Origin of the sequence: Vibrio hannami, from assembly GCF_029589055.1 — a bacterium.
In the GTDB taxonomy this organism is placed as follows: domain Bacteria; phylum Pseudomonadota; class Gammaproteobacteria; order Enterobacterales; family Vibrionaceae; genus Vibrio; species Vibrio hannami.
In genome coordinates this window covers 75,415-91,598 of the sequence record NZ_JARQZP010000003.1, presented here as the reverse complement: position 1 = coordinate 91,598, position 16,184 = coordinate 75,415, and the positions used below count along the sequence as shown (strand labels likewise).

15 protein-coding genes are annotated in these 16,184 nt (G+C 43.2%); 7 read left to right on the top strand and 8 right to left on the bottom strand.

Annotation, left to right across the window (positions count from 1 at the left end; all coding sequences use genetic code 11):
• The first annotated feature begins 53 nt into the window (after positions 1 to 53).
• A complete protein-coding gene (gene yegD / locus P7F88_RS01845) occupies positions 54 to 1,406 on the top strand; it encodes a molecular chaperone (RefSeq protein WP_277821656.1) in 1,353 nt (450 codons plus the stop codon).
• A 51-nt stretch (positions 1,407 to 1,457) separates the two neighbouring features.
• Here the strand turns inward: yegD and fghA are convergent, their stop codons facing one another.
• Together fghA and P7F88_RS01835 are read right to left on the bottom strand one after the other, a co-directional pair.
• Positions 1,458 to 2,297 (bottom strand): S-formylglutathione hydrolase, encoded by an 840-nt coding sequence (gene fghA, locus P7F88_RS01840; RefSeq protein ID WP_277821655.1) that lies wholly within the window; start codon positions 2,295 to 2,297, stop codon positions 1,458 to 1,460.
• A gap of 79 nt (positions 2,298 to 2,376) precedes the next feature.
• The gene (locus P7F88_RS01835) at positions 2,377 to 3,525 is read right to left on the bottom strand and encodes an S-(hydroxymethyl)glutathione dehydrogenase/class III alcohol dehydrogenase (RefSeq protein ID WP_277821654.1); all 1,149 of its coding nucleotides are present in this window, start codon (positions 3,523 to 3,525) and stop codon (positions 2,377 to 2,379) included.
• Between the two features lie 209 nt (positions 3,526 to 3,734).
• Here P7F88_RS01835 and P7F88_RS01830 point away from each other — a divergent pair, with 209 nt between their 5' ends.
• On the top strand, positions 3,735 to 4,610 hold the full coding sequence (locus P7F88_RS01830; RefSeq protein ID WP_277821653.1) for a LysR family transcriptional regulator: 876 nt from the start codon (positions 3,735 to 3,737) through the stop codon (positions 4,608 to 4,610).
• A gap of 41 nt (positions 4,611 to 4,651) precedes the next feature.
• On the opposite strand, the gene P7F88_RS01825 is transcribed toward P7F88_RS01830, so the two are convergent.
• Positions 4,652 to 5,563, bottom strand: coding sequence for a LysR family transcriptional regulator (locus P7F88_RS01825; protein WP_277821652.1), 912 nt, complete (start codon positions 5,561 to 5,563; stop codon positions 4,652 to 4,654).
• 352 nt (positions 5,564 to 5,915) lie between these two features.
• On the opposite strand from P7F88_RS01825, the gene P7F88_RS01820 reads away from it, so the two are divergent.
• Together P7F88_RS01820 and P7F88_RS01815 are read left to right on the top strand one after the other, a co-directional pair.
• A complete protein-coding gene (locus P7F88_RS01820; RefSeq protein WP_277821651.1) occupies positions 5,916 to 6,761 on the top strand; it encodes an enoyl-CoA hydratase/isomerase family protein in 846 nt (281 codons plus the stop codon).
• Positions 6,762 to 6,921: 160 nt separating this feature from the next.
• Complete coding sequence (locus P7F88_RS01815; RefSeq protein ID WP_277821650.1) at positions 6,922 to 7,797, top strand: radical SAM protein; 876 nt, start codon at positions 6,922 to 6,924, stop codon at positions 7,795 to 7,797.
• Positions 7,798 to 7,872: 75 nt separating this feature from the next.
• Here the strand turns inward: P7F88_RS01815 and P7F88_RS01810 are convergent, their stop codons facing one another.
• Positions 7,873 to 9,177: a dicarboxylate/amino acid:cation symporter gene (locus P7F88_RS01810; RefSeq protein WP_277821649.1), complete on the bottom strand. Its 1,305-nt coding sequence runs from the start codon at positions 9,175 to 9,177 to the stop codon at positions 7,873 to 7,875.
• A gap of 577 nt (positions 9,178 to 9,754) precedes the next feature.
• On the opposite strand from P7F88_RS01810, the gene dcuC reads away from it, so the two are divergent.
• Together dcuC and P7F88_RS01800 are read left to right on the top strand one after the other, a co-directional pair.
• Positions 9,755 to 11,122 carry an anaerobic C4-dicarboxylate transporter DcuC gene (gene dcuC, locus P7F88_RS01805; RefSeq protein ID WP_277821648.1) on the top strand — a complete coding sequence of 456 codons (1,368 nt, stop codon included), beginning with the start codon at positions 9,755 to 9,757 and terminating at the stop codon, positions 11,120 to 11,122.
• Between the two features lie 198 nt (positions 11,123 to 11,320).
• Positions 11,321 to 11,977 carry an NAD(P)H-dependent oxidoreductase gene (locus P7F88_RS01800; protein ID WP_277821647.1) on the top strand — a complete coding sequence of 219 codons (657 nt, stop codon included), beginning with the start codon at positions 11,321 to 11,323 and terminating at the stop codon, positions 11,975 to 11,977.
• A gap of 82 nt (positions 11,978 to 12,059) precedes the next feature.
• On the opposite strand, the gene P7F88_RS01795 is transcribed toward P7F88_RS01800, so the two are convergent.
• Positions 12,060 to 12,248: a hypothetical protein gene (locus P7F88_RS01795; protein WP_277821646.1), complete on the bottom strand. Its 189-nt coding sequence runs from the start codon at positions 12,246 to 12,248 to the stop codon at positions 12,060 to 12,062.
• A 280-nt stretch (positions 12,249 to 12,528) separates the two neighbouring features.
• Between P7F88_RS01795 and P7F88_RS01790 the strand changes: the two genes are divergently transcribed.
• Complete coding sequence (locus P7F88_RS01790; RefSeq protein WP_277821645.1) at positions 12,529 to 13,125, top strand: TetR/AcrR family transcriptional regulator; 597 nt, start codon at positions 12,529 to 12,531, stop codon at positions 13,123 to 13,125.
• Between the two features lie 10 nt (positions 13,126 to 13,135).
• Here P7F88_RS01790 and P7F88_RS01785 read toward each other — a convergent pair whose 3' ends face one another.
• The 3 genes from P7F88_RS01785 to P7F88_RS01775 form a co-directional block, all read right to left on the bottom strand.
• On the bottom strand, positions 13,136 to 14,260 hold the full coding sequence (locus tag P7F88_RS01785) for a GGDEF domain-containing protein (protein WP_277821644.1): 1,125 nt from the start codon (positions 14,258 to 14,260) through the stop codon (positions 13,136 to 13,138).
• A gap of 212 nt (positions 14,261 to 14,472) precedes the next feature.
• A complete protein-coding gene (gene yghU / locus P7F88_RS01780) occupies positions 14,473 to 15,330 on the bottom strand; it encodes a glutathione-dependent disulfide-bond oxidoreductase (protein WP_277821643.1) in 858 nt (285 codons plus the stop codon).
• Positions 15,331 to 15,431: 101 nt separating this feature from the next.
• Positions 15,432 to 16,112 carry a glutathione S-transferase family protein gene (locus tag P7F88_RS01775; RefSeq protein WP_277821642.1) on the bottom strand — a complete coding sequence of 227 codons (681 nt, stop codon included), beginning with the start codon at positions 16,110 to 16,112 and terminating at the stop codon, positions 15,432 to 15,434.
• Positions 16,113 to 16,184 lie beyond the last annotated feature (72 nt).

The following is a 16,184-nucleotide window of genomic DNA, read 5'->3' as shown; positions in this document are numbered from 1 at the left end:
TTCCTAAACTCCCTATATAGTGTGCGGCCGTTTTTATTCTGAGAGGCTCTCACATGGCTATTGGTTTTGATTTTGGTACTTCAAATTGCTCGGTTGCCCAGTGTAAGGATAACGAACTGACGCATATTCCCCTTTCTGGAGAAGGCTTTTACGTTCCTTCGACATTAAGTGCACCAAATCCAGAATCTGTCTCTGAATACCTGTTTCGTTGCCTGAACATCAAACCTTCAGATGAAACCGGTGAAACGGTTCTCAGGCGAGCAATAAAAGAGAACAACGAAGAAGGGTTGGAAATCAGAGCTGATGATATTCAATTTGGTCAGACAGCACTCGATCTCTATCTCGATGATCCTAAGTACGTCTACTACGTAAAATCACCAAAATCCTTCCTTGGTACACTAGGGTTAAGAGACGTTCAGCTTTCGTTTTTTGAAGATCTGGTATGCGCTATGATGGCAAACATCAAAGGTCGTACCGAAAGCTATCTTGGAGACTCGGCAACAGACGTTGTCATTGGACGACCAATTAACTTTCATGGCCGCGGTGGGGAGCGTTCGAACCAGCAAGCGGAAAACATACTTCGTAAAGCTGCCGCTCGTGCAGGATTTAAGAACATCGAATTCCAGTTTGAACCTGTTGCAGCAGGTTTAGAATATGAATCTACATTAACCTCGAATAAAACAGTTCTTGTGGTGGATATAGGTGGTGGTACATCCGACTGCTCAGTTATTCAAATGGGACCAAGCTGGAGAGGCAAAAAAGATCGTTCGGACTCCCTTCTGGCCCATACAGGTATCCGTGTTGGTGGTAACGATCTTGATATTGCTATCGCCTTCAAACGCTTTATGCAGGAGTTTGGTCTTGGCACAAACCAAGGTTCCGGTTTACCAGTACCGATTGCGCAATTCTGGAATAGCATCGCAATCAACGACGTTATTGCTCAGAGAGATTTCTACCGACCAGAAAATCTGAAGTTGTTAAAAGAACTATATAAAGGCGCTGAAAGCCCTGAAAAGCTTGTACGTCTTATCCATACCTACAACGGAACACTTGGTCACAGTATTGTCCGCTCTGCAGAGACAACCAAAATAGCACTCGGTGAAGCGGAAACTCACAGCGTTTCAATCAACTTGCTGGAAGAAGTATTCGATACAATAGTAAGTAAGGAACAAATGTCACAAGCCATTACAGAACCGGTAAACAAGATAATTCGTATCGTTCTGGAAGCGGAAAAACTGGCACAAACAAAGCCAGATGTTATCTATATGACAGGTGGTTCAGCTCGCTCTCCAATACTGCGAGCAGCGATACAATCCGTTTTACCTGATATCGAAATTGTCAGTGGCAGCTACTTTGGCTCTGTTACCGCCGGGCTTGCACGATGGGCAGATGTTTGTTTCAACTAGAGGTTAAATATGTCGCTTTTCTAGCTATAGAAAGGCGACATAAGAACTGAATTACGAAAACAGATAACGCGAGTGAAACTCCAGGTGTTCCTCAATAAAGCTGGAAATAAAGTAATAGCTGTGGTCATACCCAGTCTGAATGCGAAGTTCAAACTCTGCCCCATACTCTTTCGCTGCCGCTACGAGCATTTCTGGTTTCAGCTGTTCAGTAAGAAAATTATCAGCATCGCCCTGATCAACCAAAATAGGCAACTTAGAATCCGAACTCTTTAATAGCTTGCTGGAATCATACTGTTTCCAGTCATCCGTATTAGTTCCAAGATAGCTACTAAATGCTTTTTGTCCCCATGGGCACTGCATTGGATTGCTGATAGGACTAAATGCCGATATCGACCGATACGTATTCGGATTTTTTAATCCAATCGTTAGCGCACCGTGCCCACCCATGCTATGACCAGAAATAGCCTTAATTGACGAAACTGGAAAGTTGCTCTCAATTAAATCCGGAAGCTCCTGAATGACATAATCGTACATGTGATAATGGCTAGACCAGGGGTGCTGAGTAGCATTCAGATAAAACCCGGCTCCCTGACCAAGGTCGTAATTATCATCATCCGCAACGTCATCGCCTCGCGGGCTGGTATCCATAGCAACAATAGCAATCCCAAGCTCCGCTGCCTTGCGGAATGCACCCGCTTTCTGCATAAAGTTTTCATCAGTACAGGTAAGTCCGGATAGCCAATACAAAACCGGAACCGGGCTTTCTGACGTTGCCTTTGGCGGCGTATAAATGGCAAATCGCATCTTACAATTAAGTACCGACGAATAGTGAGAGTACTGTTTATGCCAGCCACCAGAAGCCTTGTTCTGGCTGATATTTTCAAGGGTCATTTTTTACTCCTGAGAGTGCCGCATCTATGTAATGTTGCCTCTAGATGCGGCGATAGCTATGTTATTTATCCGTATGGAGTTACTTATCCATATGAATAACGGTACGGATGCTCTTACCCTCATGCATTAAATCGAAGGCATCGTTCACGTCTTCAAGCCCCATTGTATGGGTAATAAACTCTTGCAAACCAAACTCACCCGCCATATATCGGTTCACGATCTCAGGAAGTTCAGAGCGTCCTTTCACACCACCAAAAGCACTGCCACGCCATACTCGACCGGTTACCAGCTGGAACGGACGAGTTGATATCTCCTGACCTGCGCCAGCAACGCCGATAATCACCGATTCACCCCAACCTTTATGACAGCACTCCAGAGCCTGACGCATTACGTTAACGTTACCGATACATTCGAACGAGTAATCCACACCGCCATCTGTCATCTCAACGATCACTTCCTGAATAGGCTTATCGAATGTTTGTGGGTTGATCACATCTGTTGCGCCTAACTGCTTAGCAAGATCAAACTTACTCTCATTGATATCAATACCGATAATTCGACTCGCGCCAGCCATCCGAGCACCAATAATCGCTGAAAGGCCTATCCCACCTAAACCAAAGATTGCAACCGTATCACCTTCTTCCACTTTTGCCGTGTTCAACACTGCGCCCATACCAGTAGTAACACCACAGCCAAGCAGACATACTTCTTCAAGCGGTGCTTCCTTGTTTACTTTCGCTAAAGAGATTTCAGGCAGCACAGTGTATTCAGAGAATGTTGAACACCCCATGTAGTGATAGATAGGCTCACCATTAATCGAGAAACGTGATGTTCCGTCCGGCATTAACCCTTTACCTTGAGTTTCACGAACGGCCTGACAAAGGTTCGTCTTGCCAGATTTGCAAAACTTACACTCTCCACATTCTGCGGTATAAAGAGGAATGACATGGTCACCAACTTCAACACTAGTGACACCGTCACCCACCATTTCTACAATACCGCCACCTTCATGACCTAATATGGAAGGAAAGATACCTTCTGGATCATCACCTGACAGTGTAAAAGCATCTGTATGACAAACACCTGTTGCTACGATACGAACTAAAACTTCACCTTTCTTAGGAAGCTGAACATCCACTTCTTCCATTTTTAATGGTTCACCAGCCGCCCACGCCACTGCTGCTTTAGATTTAATAGACTCTTGACCAGGTTTGATTGAAATTGCCATGTGCTTTTCCTGTTTCATTAATAGATGAGCTCCGAATGACAGTTAACCAACAGCGTTATTCGTTCACTCGATTGATATAAAACTAGTATAAATATTTCGATTTATCTGATAATCCCATCATTTTGAAAATCATTTTTACGAATATGTAATAATAGACTAAAATAGAGCGTTCTATTGTTGATGGTGTAAAACTGTAAAAGGCACAAAGCATGGCTAATTGGGAAGGTGTTACCGAGTTCGTCGCTGTAGCAGAAATAAACAGCTTTACCGCAGCTGCAGAAAAACTCTCTACATCTGTTGCGCAGGTAAGCCGCCGTGTATCGGCTCTTGAAGAACGGCTTGCTGTCAAACTGCTAAACCGCACCACTCGTAAGGTCACCTTAACGGAAGCTGGGCAACTCTATTTCAACCAATGTAAACATCTGGTTGAAGGCTTAGAGCTGGCTGAACTTGCCGTCACGCAAATGCAGTCTTATCCAAAAGGCTTATTGAAGATGACGGCGCCGGTTACCTATGGAGAAAAACAGATCGCACCTTTGGTTCATAAATTTCTTCAAACCTACCCTGAGGTTGAACTGGAGTTAATTCTGACTAACCAAAAGCTGGATTTGCTGGAAAGCGGCATAGACGTAGCGATTCGACTTGGTCAGCTAGAAGATTCTCGAATGATCGCCAGGCGACTAACCACTCGCCAGTTACATGTCTGCGCAAGTCCAGACTACCTTAGAAAATATGGTGAACCTCACACCCTATCAGAACTGAACAACCATCAGTGCTTGAGTGGCTCCATTGACTACTGGCGTTTTATCGTTGATAAGAAAGAAACATCAGTGCGCGTATCCGGTCGAGTGAAGTGCAATAGCGGCGTTGCTTTGGATGACGCCGCTAAATGTGGTCTTGGTCTGGTTCAACTACCCGACTATTACGTCGCAGATGATATAAACTCGGGCTCTTTGATTGAAGTATTAAAGCCGTTTCGGGCTGAACGCGAAGGTATCTGGGCACTTTACCCGGAGAACAGAAATCTATCACCTAAGGTTAGATTGCTGCTAGACTTTTTATCCAGGAATATATCTTCGCAGTAAAGTACGTTATTCAGAGCGGCGAGAAAGTTAAACAGCCTTTCTTAATTTAGGTGTTCAATATCGCTATCCCAATACGGAGGATTGCCGTAGTAACTGGCAAAATAGTCGATAAATGCCCGAACCTTTGGCGCAAGTAACCTAGAGCTAGGGTAGACAATCCAAAGTGCTGCATCGCTGATTAGTGGGTAATCTTTTAATATAGGGACAAGCTCACCACTCTTTAATTGCTCAGAAGCAATCCAGGACGCACACAGTGTGATGCCAAGGCCATTAACACATGCATCCCTCGCGGCTTCGCCATGATCCACTCTAAAATTACCCTTGTTTTTAAGATGGTATGCACCGTCTGGAGTATCAAATGTCCAGGTTTCAAGTCCGGTCAGTTTTAAACATTTATGATGATGCAAGTCTTCAGGTTTTCTCGGCTCACCATATTCCTTTAGATACTTCGGAGAGGCGCATATTACCCTATTGTCCGGGGCGATCTTCCTCGCTATCAGTGTAGAATCTTTTAGCTCAGCATTACGTATCGCGACATCAAATCCACCCTGGATCATATCCACAATAGAATCAGTGAGTCGAATATCAACAGATATATCGGGAAACTTCTCCATAAATCCATTCAATGCGGGTATCAGGTGCATACGGCCAAACGAAGCAGGTGCGGTGATTCTTAGAGTGCCTTGAGGTTGCAGACTACCACTTCCAACCGACGCTTTGGCCGCATCAATACTTGCAATGACCTCTTCCGCATGAGGCAGAAAGTTCATCCCTTCTTCAGTTAGAGATACCTTTCGAGTAGTACGATGCACAAGTCGAACACCCAAGTTTTCTTCCAGCTTGTTGATATGCGCGCTCGATACAGCCGGAGACAGGCCTAACTCCTGTCCAGCCTGACTAATGTTGTGTGTGGAGGCTATACGTACAAAAAGTTTCAGGTGCTCTATGTTCATTTTCCGGTCCAGTTGTAGGTATTTGAAACGAGTAAACTAGAAAGAAGACGCTATCTATTACCTTTATAATTGTTGATAACGTCTATGACTCGTCCGAGTATATTATTCAATAAAAACAAAACAATAAGACCAGAAACGAAACAGTTTATAGTTATCATTGAAAATAAACGTCTTTGTGCTCCAATTACAAGTTAACCTACCTCTCTGACACGTTAAAACTATCAACACTTTCTAAAAACTCATTTAGTTAGTTGCTCAATTATCACCCATTCGAAACGTTGCTAATCTTTTTCCCGAACCTGAGGAGCTCCTCAGAAAAACATTAAATCAACAAGGTACAAGGAATATAGAAATGGCTTACGAAGGCTACACAACATTTACAGCAGAACAAGAAAATGCAATTTTGACAGTAACTTTTGATTTCGGCTCTGTGAACGTTCAGGGTCAAGAGATGCTGGCTGACCTGAACGGCCTAGCAATGCGCCTGGAGCGTGATCGCTCAGTTAAAGTGGTTGTATTCCAATCTGCAAATCCTGAAATCTGGGTGTGCCACTACGACACTAACCTTCTAAAAGATATGTCTACTGAAGCAGTATCTCGTGAAGAGGCTCAACTTCTTGATCTTCAGTCTGTACTTGAGCGCATCAGCAAGCTTCCTCAGGCAACGATTGCTAAACTTGAAGGTTTCGCTCGTGGGGGCGGCCATGAGTTCGCACTGGCTTGTGATATGCGTTTTGCTGCTCGCGGCAAATATAAGTTCATGCAGATGGAAGTTGGTATGGGCATTCTTCCATGTGGCGGTGGTGCATCTCGTATGGCTCGTCAGACAGGTCTTGGTCGTGCTCTTGAAATCATTCTTAGCGCTCGTGACTTTACAGCAGACGAAGCTGAAGCGTACGGCACTATCAACAAGGCACTAGACCCAGACGAGATCGGTCCATACGTTGATGCACTGGCGAAGCGTATTTCTCAGTTCCCGGCGGAATCTATCAATGCATGTAAGCAAGCGGTATATGAGTCAATCGACAAACCAATTGATGAAGCATTAAAAGCAGAAGCGTACTGGCTATATCAAGCTACAAGCAAAACTCCTGCTATCAAGCGTTTTACCATCGCTGATGAAAAAGGTCTGGAACACGACATTGAAAACCAACGTAATTGGAATGATCTGGTGATGAACGTTCAGGAAATTAACTAACAAAACTAACACGTTCCAACTATTCAGCTACGAGTCAGCTCGTAGCTGAATGCCATTTTATTATCAACGAGTTCTATAAACTGATTTAGGTTCAACCCCAATTATCAACATTAGTTCCTATTGTTAGACTCTCTTCGTCAAATAGTTGAGGAAAATTCTTATGCATTATGAAGGTAAAATCTATCGCCCATGGATGGAGGCAGAAAGTGTACTAATCCAGACAACACTGGGATGTAGTAACAATCAATGCACCTTCTGCACTATGTTCGATGACAAGCGTTTTAAGGTACGCGACATCGAAGACGTATTTAAAGATATCGAAGAAGCACGAATCATATACCCGTTTGTAGAGTCGATCTTTCTTATCGATGGCAACGTAATGGCGATGAGAACAGAAAATTTACTAAAAGTTGTTGAGAAGGTGAAAGCAACGTTCCCAGAACTTAAGAATCTGTCGCTTTACTCAGGATTCAATGATTTCAGACGTAAAAGCATCTCAGAACTTAAAGAGATTCGTGAAGCTGGTGTCACTATGGCATACACTGGTCTGGAATCTGGAGATCCCGTTGTACTGGAAAAAATCAAAAAGAAAATGACGCGAGAACATGCTATCGAAGGTATGGCAATGGCACGCGAAGCAGGAATCAAAGTGTTAGCATCGTTCATTTTCGGCCTTGGTGGCAAAGAGCGCTCGAAGGAACACGCTGTTAATACTACCAGCCTGCTGAACATTATTAGGCCTGATGCTATTGCGCCAATGGCTTTGGCTGTTCAACCTGGCAGCGAGCTGGAGCGTGAAATAGCACGAGGAGAGTTTACCCTACCCACTCCATTGCAGATTTTAGAAGAAGAAAAGTATTTGCTGGAAAACATGGATGACTTTCCATGCTATTACTGGGGCGACCATGGTAACAACATCTCGCCAATGCGTGGCATGATGCCAGCAGCCCGTGAGCCGTTTCTGAATAAGATCAACCGTGATATCGCAACAAACCCAGTGACAAAGCAAAATGTTATTCAGACCTTCGCCTGGTAGGCACATAGAGATAACTGAAACCAAAAACGGGGCTACAAAGCCCCGTTTTTCCATAGAAGAGTATAGTTTCTAATGCTAGGCTTCTGCCTCGTGCAAGTGGATCTCTTCTTCCTTTTCACCCGCCTGAGGATCATTGAATCTTTCCATATCCAACGCACCTTCAGACTTGGCAACGATAATAGAAACCGCACAGTCACCCGTGATGTTTACTGCAGTACGGATCATATCCAACAAGCGGTCAACACCCATAATCAGTGCAATACCTTCCAGCGGCAGACCAACCTGATTAAGAACCATTGCAAGCATGATCAGACCAACACCAGGAACACCAGCAGTACCGATAGATGCCAGAGTTGCAGTCATAATAACCATTAGATAGTCAGTCATGGTCAGGTCAATGTTAAACGCCTGAGCAATAAATGCTGTCGCCACACCCTGCATGATAGCAGTACCGTCCATGTTCACAGTTGCGCCTAGAGGTACAGTAAAAGATGAGATACGGTTAGCGACACCCATACGGTTCTTCGCTGTTTCCATCGTAACTGGGATTGTCGCAGCAGAAGAAGCGGTTGAAAACGCAAACATAATTGCATCTTCCATCTTCTTCAGGAAGGTGATCGGGTTTAGACCAGTAAGACCTTTCAGCATCAGGCTGTATGTCACCAGGCCATGCAAAAGCAATGTACCAGCCAGTACCAGGAAGTACTCCGCCAGATTAAGAATTGCACCCAGTCCCAGGCCAGTGAAGAGCTTAGCCATTAGGAAGAACACACCGTACGGAGCAATGTTCATTAGCAAAGCAACAAGCTTCATGATCACATCGTTCAGGTCAGAGAACATGGCTGCAACTCGCTCTCCCGGCTTTCCAGCTGCGCTGATTGCGATACCAAACAGCACAGCAAAAACGATAACCTGTAGCGTGTTACCTTCCGCCATTGCGTTAATTGGGTTAGTTGGGAACATATCAATGATTACTTGTCCCAACGAAGGTGCTTCAGTTGACTTAAATGAGCTAGCAGCTGTTAGGTCAGCACCAGCGCCCGGCTGGAATAGGTTACCCATAGTCAGCGCTAGCGTAATAGCGATAGCTGTAGTGGCGATGTAAAATGCCAGTGTCTTACCACCCATTCGGCCTAGGGTTGATAAGTCTTTTAGTGAACTGGTTCCACAAACCAGTGAAACAAACACCAGTGGAACAACAAGCATTTTTAAGCTGGCAACGAAGATTTTTCCGCCAACTTCAAATAGTCCATTAACAATATATTCGTCGACAAATCCGTTGTCGCCAAAGAGGCTGCGTATAGCAAATCCTGTCAAGATACCCGCTACCATACCAATGATGACACGGCTGGTTAGCGACATAGGTTTCTTGGTATTCATTGTGAACACTCCTTATAGTTTTTCCCTTGAGTTCAATTCAAGGAGGTCAGGAGGCTATCAGCAGAAACACCTGTAAAAAAAGGATATTTGTCACCTCAAAATAATAAACGTGATCTAAATCACCTTAATCTTATATGTATTTACACAATAAAAACCATTCAACAAACAGAAAATTAACAACAAGCACACCAGGCCAACACTCATTAACGCAATATATACTTTTTGATTGTTGAATTGATTAATTTGCCAATATAACACCACAAGTGACATACCCATTACCTTGCTAAACTGATGCAAAATCACACACCAGATAAGTAATATCTCATGGAGATACACTCTTGCAATGAATGCTTCTAATTAAAATATTCACAAGGCTCATGCTTATTAAAGTCACCGTGATTCAATATTAACAACCACACATTAGCCAATTAGCAGAGTAATAAACTGTCTAATTTATTTTAATCGACATTTTGTCACAGATCATGAATCGACTATTATCAAATCGTATAGCCGTGAATTATTCGGTAAGCTCTTGGCGTTTTATGCAAATACAATCTCACACTAAGAGTAAATTAACATGTTGGAACTATTCATAGGATTAGCCGTTACCATTGCGGTCGGCTATTTTATCGTCAAAGGTTATAGGCCTGCTGGCACTTTATTAACAGCTGGTATTTTTCTTCTTCTTCTAACCGGCATTCTTGGTCACACCGTTTTGCCAGCTAAAGTCGCTTCTACAGGTAACATGGTTACAGATGCGCTGGAGTACGTGAAATATATGCTGCAGTATCGTGGTGGCGGTCTGGGTATGCAGATCATGCTACTTTGTGGTTTCGCTTCTTATATGACGCACATTGGTGCAAACAATGTTGTAGTTAAACAGTTTTCGAAGCCTCTCTCTTTCATTAAGTCTCCTTATGTACTTCTTGTTGCCGCATACATTGTTGCCTGCCTAATGTCTCTGGCCGTGAGCTCTGCTACCGGTCTTGGTGTGCTTCTAATGGCGACTTTATTCCCAATGATGACTGCGATGGGAATTTCGCGCCCGGCTGCGGTTGCAGTATGTGCTTCCCCTGCCGCTATTATCCTTTCTCCAACCTCCGGCGACGTTGTTATTGCCGCTGAAAAATCAGGATTGGCATTGGACGTATTCGCTGTTCAGACGGTTTTGCCTGTCTCTATTTGTGCCATTATTGTCATGGCAGCTGCGGCATTCTTCTGGAACAAGTATCTGGACAAAAAAGATAGTTCTCCAATGGAGCGTGTCGATGTGTCTACGATTAAAGTCGATGCACCGGCGTTCTACTGCATACTTCCATTCCTTCCAATCATCGGTGTATTCCTTTTCAATGGCCGCACTATTCCTGGACTGTCGTTAGACATCTACACCATTGTAGTTTGCTCTATCTTCCTGGGCGCCTTGGTAAACTTCGTTACTAAACGATTTAACGGCAAACAATCACTGGAAGATCTTGAATCCTGCTATCAGGGAATGGCGGACGCTTTTAAAGGCGTAGTAATGTTGTTAGTCGCAGCTGGCGTGTTCGCACAAGGCTTGATGTCTATTGGTGCAATTGACAACCTTCTTCACCTTGCAGACAAAGCGGGTGCAGGCGGTGTGGCACTTATGCTGATTCTGACTGGTTTAACGGTTGCCGCTGCAATCGCAACAGGTTCTGGTAATGCTCCATTCTATGCGTTCGTAGAGCTTGCACCATCACTAGCAGCGAAAATGGGCTTAAACCCTGCGTTCCTGATTATTCCTATGCTTCAGGCTTCAAATCTGGGTCGCACAATTTCTCCGGTTTCCGGTGTTATCGTAGCAACATCAGGAATGGGTAAGATTTCTCCATTTGAAGTGGTTAAACGTACATCTGTTCCTGTTTTGGCTGGCTTGATCACCGTGATATTCGGAACTCTGGTATTGGTGCCAATGTCTGCATAAGCAGCAATCCGCTAATACAACGTAAACAGGGAAGCATTATTTGCTTCCCTGATTTCATTTACGGCCAATTATCAATGAAAAGGAGAAAGTCATTCAACCATTAGCATCTTTTTCATCTCTTCTAAGCTCCTATAATGGCTTTAAAAGATAACAGAGTATTTACTCTTTTTAGCCAAACAGCATAACCAGGAGAAGACAGTGTCTCATCAAATCATTAAAGATCTGCATAGCCGTTACACCGCTAAAAAATACGACGCTGACAAGCGTATCTCAGCTGAAGATATGGAAGTAATCAAGGAAGCTCTTCGTCTTTCTGCTTCTTCTATCAACTCTCAGCCTTGGAAATTCGTAATCGTTGAAAGTGACGAAGCAAAACAGCGCATGCACGATTCTTACGCTAATAACTTTCAGTTCAACCAGCCACACGCAAAAGAAGCTTCTCACACTCTTCTTCTGGCTTACGATCCTAAGTTCACTAAAGAGAAGTTCAGCAAGCGTGTTGATGCAGAAGTAAGCTCAGGTCACCTGCCTGCAGACATGTACGATCAATTTATGGGTGCATATGCTTTTGCCGAAATGAACACTGATGAGAGCGGCTACAACGGTGGCTGGACTAAGGCTCAGGTATATATTGCTCTGGGTAACATCCTACACGTACTTGCTCGCCTTGGTATCGACTCTACTCCAATGGAAGGTGTTGACGCTGCAATGCTAACTGAGCTGTTCGGTGAAGAGCTTGACGGTCATGTATGTGACGTTGCACTAGCGATGGGTTACCGCAAAGATGCTGAAGACTGGAACTTCGGTCCACCAAAAGCTCGCTTGGCTCAAGAAGACGTTGTTACTGTTGTTTAAGTAAACCGACTTCAAAACAAAATAATAAGGGGAAGCGTAAGCTTCCCCTTATCACATATCCTTTTGTCGTTAACGATTCTAGTTATTTAATTTCGACGTTATTTAACATCTCGATCAACTCATCTTCTGTCGTAGGCACTTTAGCCAAATCAAACTCAGGTGACGCACCACCCTTTAGCATGTAAGCTTTCGTGGTTAAGTGATCATGATGAAACCACTTACCATTAATACAAACGTCCGTATAACATCTTGGGTCTTTTTTAAGTTCCATGCGCTTACCTCTTTTAAACCACTTCATAACACTCTTGCAACATATCGCACTATCCCGGAACTTAGAAATGATCCAGATCAATTTAGAGCGAGGATTAACCCGTATGGATTACCGTTAAATTCATCAATGGTGATCTCTAGCATGAAATTCTTGAGACCATTTCATCAATTCTCAATAAGGAACTATTCACATGGTGACTACTTACCGCATCAGTAGACGTTTGAAAGTATCAATAGTATTATGAACGAACGTTCATAAATAAGTATTAGGGCAGATATTAATGGCAAATCACGCAAAGTTTGACCGAGATGATGTAGTAGAAAAAGCAAAAAACCTCTATTGGGAAAAAGGCTTTCACGCAACATCTATGCGAAACCTTCAAGACGTGATAGACATGCGCCCGGGAAGTATCTACTCAACATTTGGCAGTAAAGAAAACCTGTTTAAAGAAGCTCTCCTACGCTATTCCTCTGATTTTGATCAAAGAATAGAACTATGCTGCAACGAAGAACAGTCACCTCTTGAAGCACTCAAGTTGTTCGTCAAAGCTTCGGTTATAGATTCTCGACATTCTGCGCCTAGCGGTATGTGTATGCTGGTGAAAACTGTTGCCGAGTTAACCGATGAAAACAAAGAGCTATTATCAGAAGCTCAGCGTTTACTAAAAAATGTTGAGACTCAGTTTTCACGAGTAATAAGAATGTCGATAGAGAGAGGCGAGTTGGATAGTGCTTCTGATCCTATCAAACTGGCAAGATACCTACAGGTTCAGGTCATTGGACTGCGTACTTACGTTCGCGCTAACAATAATGAACAGGATGCGTTAGATCTGTTAAATGATATTTTTGAAACAGGTCCGCTAAAGCGCGTTAAATAGGTCATGGTAACTACGCAAGGCTTTGCGTCATGTTGATATAACGAACCGCACCTTTTCCTGCTTTTTTGGCTTCGTACATTCCTTTATCAGCAATAGATAAGCTATCTGTTAAGTTTTGGTGTTCGGTATTTACAAAAACGACCCCGATACTACTACCTAAGTTGTGTTCAATATTTTTCAGCACAGGCATCTGATTGTGGTTTGTCATTGTCAAAATACGCTCAGAAAGTTTTCGTACTTTTTCTTCATCAGAAGCATCCCTGACAAAAACTGCGAACTCGTCGCCACCTAAACGACCTACGTCATATTCACCGACATTCTCTTCTCCCAAAGTGTCGTGTACTACTTTTTTGAGTGCTTTTGCATACTCAGCCAACACCAAATCACCAAAGTCGTGTCCGTTTAAATCGTTAATAGGTTTAAAGTTATCCAGGTCAATATAAACCAAAGCGGTCTTCTTGTTATGTCCTAATTGCACTTCATGATAGAGCACAGAACGAAAAGTAACTCGGTTGGAGAGCATGGTTAACGAATCCAGGTAAGCTAATGAAGCTATACCACCTTCATGCATACTTAAGATTTGTTCATCAGCCCGGCTTTGGAAGAATATCAATATATGGCACATACCGCTTAGTGCAAAAAGCGTAAGAATCACCCTAAATGCAAGCACTTCGGCATACTCGACTCTACTAAAGCCATAGTCATAACCAACCAGAAGTATCGCAGAAGCGATAACCAGAAATGCTATGTTTAATATTAACCCTGTGCGAAATGAGTTGATAAAAATCCCCACTGCAACCAGGAGATAACTCCAAAGCATACCAGTGGATTCATATCCGCCAGAGTATAAAAGCAGTAGAGCCAGAGAGTAATTGATGATAGTGAGACCAATTCGTCCCGCTTCCCGATTGCGATTCATTACAAACACGTTTACGAGCGCTGCAAGTGAAAAAACGCCTAAGATGCTACTTAAAAGTGTGTCATCGGTGTTAACTAAGCTATTTATAAAAAGCAAGATAAGAAAAATAAGGCCAAAAATGGTGAATGAGTTCACCATCAATTGCATTCTTTTATGTTTATCTTCAACAATGTTGATAAGTTTATCAGCAACAAAGTCGTGAGCGTTAATTGTCATCCGACTACCATGTTCTAAAATTACCCACGGCGGATATTAACAAAAATTGACCATTTTGTTACTATTTACAACGTAGAAATGAGAGTGACCATTTGTCTTTCAGTATTAAGTATTGAGGGTACATATGAAAACTACATTACATAGATACACAACAGCCCCATATACGTATAGGGCTGCTTATTTGCGTGACTCTTAGAGATATTCAATAAACTCTATGGCTTCATTTTTAATTTTTCAGTTATGTCTTCAGCACTGTGGCGTTCTAGCACTTGTTCCCACTCTTCTCCAAATGGGCGGTTTACCAAACGGCCACGCTGTACAACTTCGCGAGACTCAATAGCTTTAGCCCAGCGAACCACATTGGTATAACTTTCTACCTGAAGAAATTCTGCTGCGTTGTATAGGTTGCCTAATACAAGGTTACCGTACCATGGCCAGATAGCCATATCTGCAATGGTATACTCCTCACCGGATACATAAGTGTTCTCAGCCAGTTGCTTATCTAAAACATCTAGCTGACGCTTTGCTTCCATTGCGAATCGGTTTATTGGATACTCTTGTTTTTCATCAGCATAAGCATAGAAATGACCAAATCCACCACCTAAGAATGGGGCTGAACCTTGCGCCCAGAATAACCAGTTAAAGGTTTGTGTTCTGGCGCTACCTTCTTTAGGAAGAAACTTATCAAATTTTTCTGCAAGATGGACCAGAATCGAAGCCGATTCAAATACATTCACATCGCTTTCACCAGACTTATCCACCAAAGCTGGAATTTTTGAGTTAGGATTCACTCCCACAAATCCAGATGAAAACTGATCGGACTCGCCAATTCTTATTAGGAAAGCATCGTATTCAGCTTCCTTTATGCCAAGAGCCAAAAGCTCTTCAAACATGATAGTAACCTTTTGACCATTAGGTGTTCCTAGCGAGTACAATTGAAATGGATGCTCACCGACAGGCAGCTCTCGTTCAAATCTGGCTCCCGCTTCGGGACGATTGATATTTGCCCATTGGTTACCGCCATTGTCTTCGTTAACCCAGATTTTGGGTGGTACGTATTCGTTGCTCATTACACTTTCTCACTTAGTTATTCGTTGTATGCTCACGTATATAGCTACTAGTATCACATTCGGTAACTAAAAATATAGACTACTAACAACAAAAATACTGACTATGAATCAACCGGATAATTGGACGGATAAAGCGCTTTTCTCGCTTCCTCGTCGGCGGGAGCTTTAAACTCAATATCCTTACCGACTTCTCTCGCTCGCTTAACCGCTGGTCTACTATCAATATTTTCAAACCAACGCTTCAGATTTGTGTAGGGTTCTAGACCACTCTCGCCTAGTACTACTTTAGCTTTGTCAATCCAACCCCACGCTGATACATCGGCAATGGTAAATTCATCACCTACAATATAAGTGCGATCAGCCAGGTGGTTGTCCAAAACCTCATAATGGCGCTGGGCTTCTCTTAAGTATCTGTTTATCGCGTAAGGAACTTTCTCTGGCGCAGCTCGCTGAAAATGTACCGCCTGACCAGAAAAAGGCCCCAGACCTGTACCAATAAACATCATCCAGGAAAGTAACTCCGCTCTGTTTTCAGGAGCACCAGTCAACTCTCCCGTTTTCTCTGCCAGATAGATAAGAATCGCGTTTGAATCAAAAACACGCACACCATCATCCACGATAGCCGGCGTCTTCCCATTCGGATTAATTGTGCGATATTCTGGTGTGTGCTGCTCTCCTTTTGCTGTGTCTACGGGTATTAACTCATACGGCAAACCTGTTTCTTCTAGATATAGGGCTACTTTTGACGGGTTTGGTGTTGCGTGATAATAGAATCGAATCATGGTTGTCTCCTTACGTGATTTAAAAGCATTCAAACACAACATGAACGAACGTTCAATATTAATTTGAACAAT

Bases quoted from the DNA above. Each gene is read 5' to 3' on its own strand.
- yegD (WP_277821656.1), top strand. From the start codon at position 54: ATGGCTATTGGTTTTGATTTTGGTACTTCAAATTGCTCGGTTGCCCAG.
- fghA (WP_277821655.1), bottom strand. From the start codon at position 2,297: ATGACCCTTGAAAATATCAGCCAGAACAAGGCTTCTGGTGGCTGGCAT.
- P7F88_RS01835 (WP_277821654.1), bottom strand. From the start codon at position 3,525: ATGGCAATTTCAATCAAACCTGGTCAAGAGTCTATTAAATCTAAAGCA.
- P7F88_RS01830 (WP_277821653.1), top strand. From the start codon at position 3,735: ATGGCTAATTGGGAAGGTGTTACCGAGTTCGTCGCTGTAGCAGAAATA.
- P7F88_RS01825 (WP_277821652.1), bottom strand. From the start codon at position 5,563: ATGAACATAGAGCACCTGAAACTTTTTGTACGTATAGCCTCCACACAC.
- P7F88_RS01820 (WP_277821651.1), top strand. From the start codon at position 5,916: ATGGCTTACGAAGGCTACACAACATTTACAGCAGAACAAGAAAATGCA.
- P7F88_RS01815 (WP_277821650.1), top strand. From the start codon at position 6,922: ATGCATTATGAAGGTAAAATCTATCGCCCATGGATGGAGGCAGAAAGT.
- P7F88_RS01810 (WP_277821649.1), bottom strand. From the start codon at position 9,177: ATGAATACCAAGAAACCTATGTCGCTAACCAGCCGTGTCATCATTGGT.
- dcuC (WP_277821648.1), top strand. From the start codon at position 9,755: ATGTTGGAACTATTCATAGGATTAGCCGTTACCATTGCGGTCGGCTAT.
- P7F88_RS01795 (WP_277821646.1), bottom strand. From the start codon at position 12,248: ATGGAACTTAAAAAAGACCCAAGATGTTATACGGACGTTTGTATTAAT.
- P7F88_RS01790 (WP_277821645.1), top strand. From the start codon at position 12,529: ATGGCAAATCACGCAAAGTTTGACCGAGATGATGTAGTAGAAAAAGCA.
- P7F88_RS01785 (WP_277821644.1), bottom strand. From the start codon at position 14,260: ATGACAATTAACGCTCACGACTTTGTTGCTGATAAACTTATCAACATT.
- yghU (WP_277821643.1), bottom strand. From the start codon at position 15,330: ATGAGCAACGAATACGTACCACCCAAAATCTGGGTTAACGAAGACAAT.
- P7F88_RS01775 (WP_277821642.1), bottom strand. From the start codon at position 16,112: ATGATTCGATTCTATTATCACGCAACACCAAACCCGTCAAAAGTAGCC.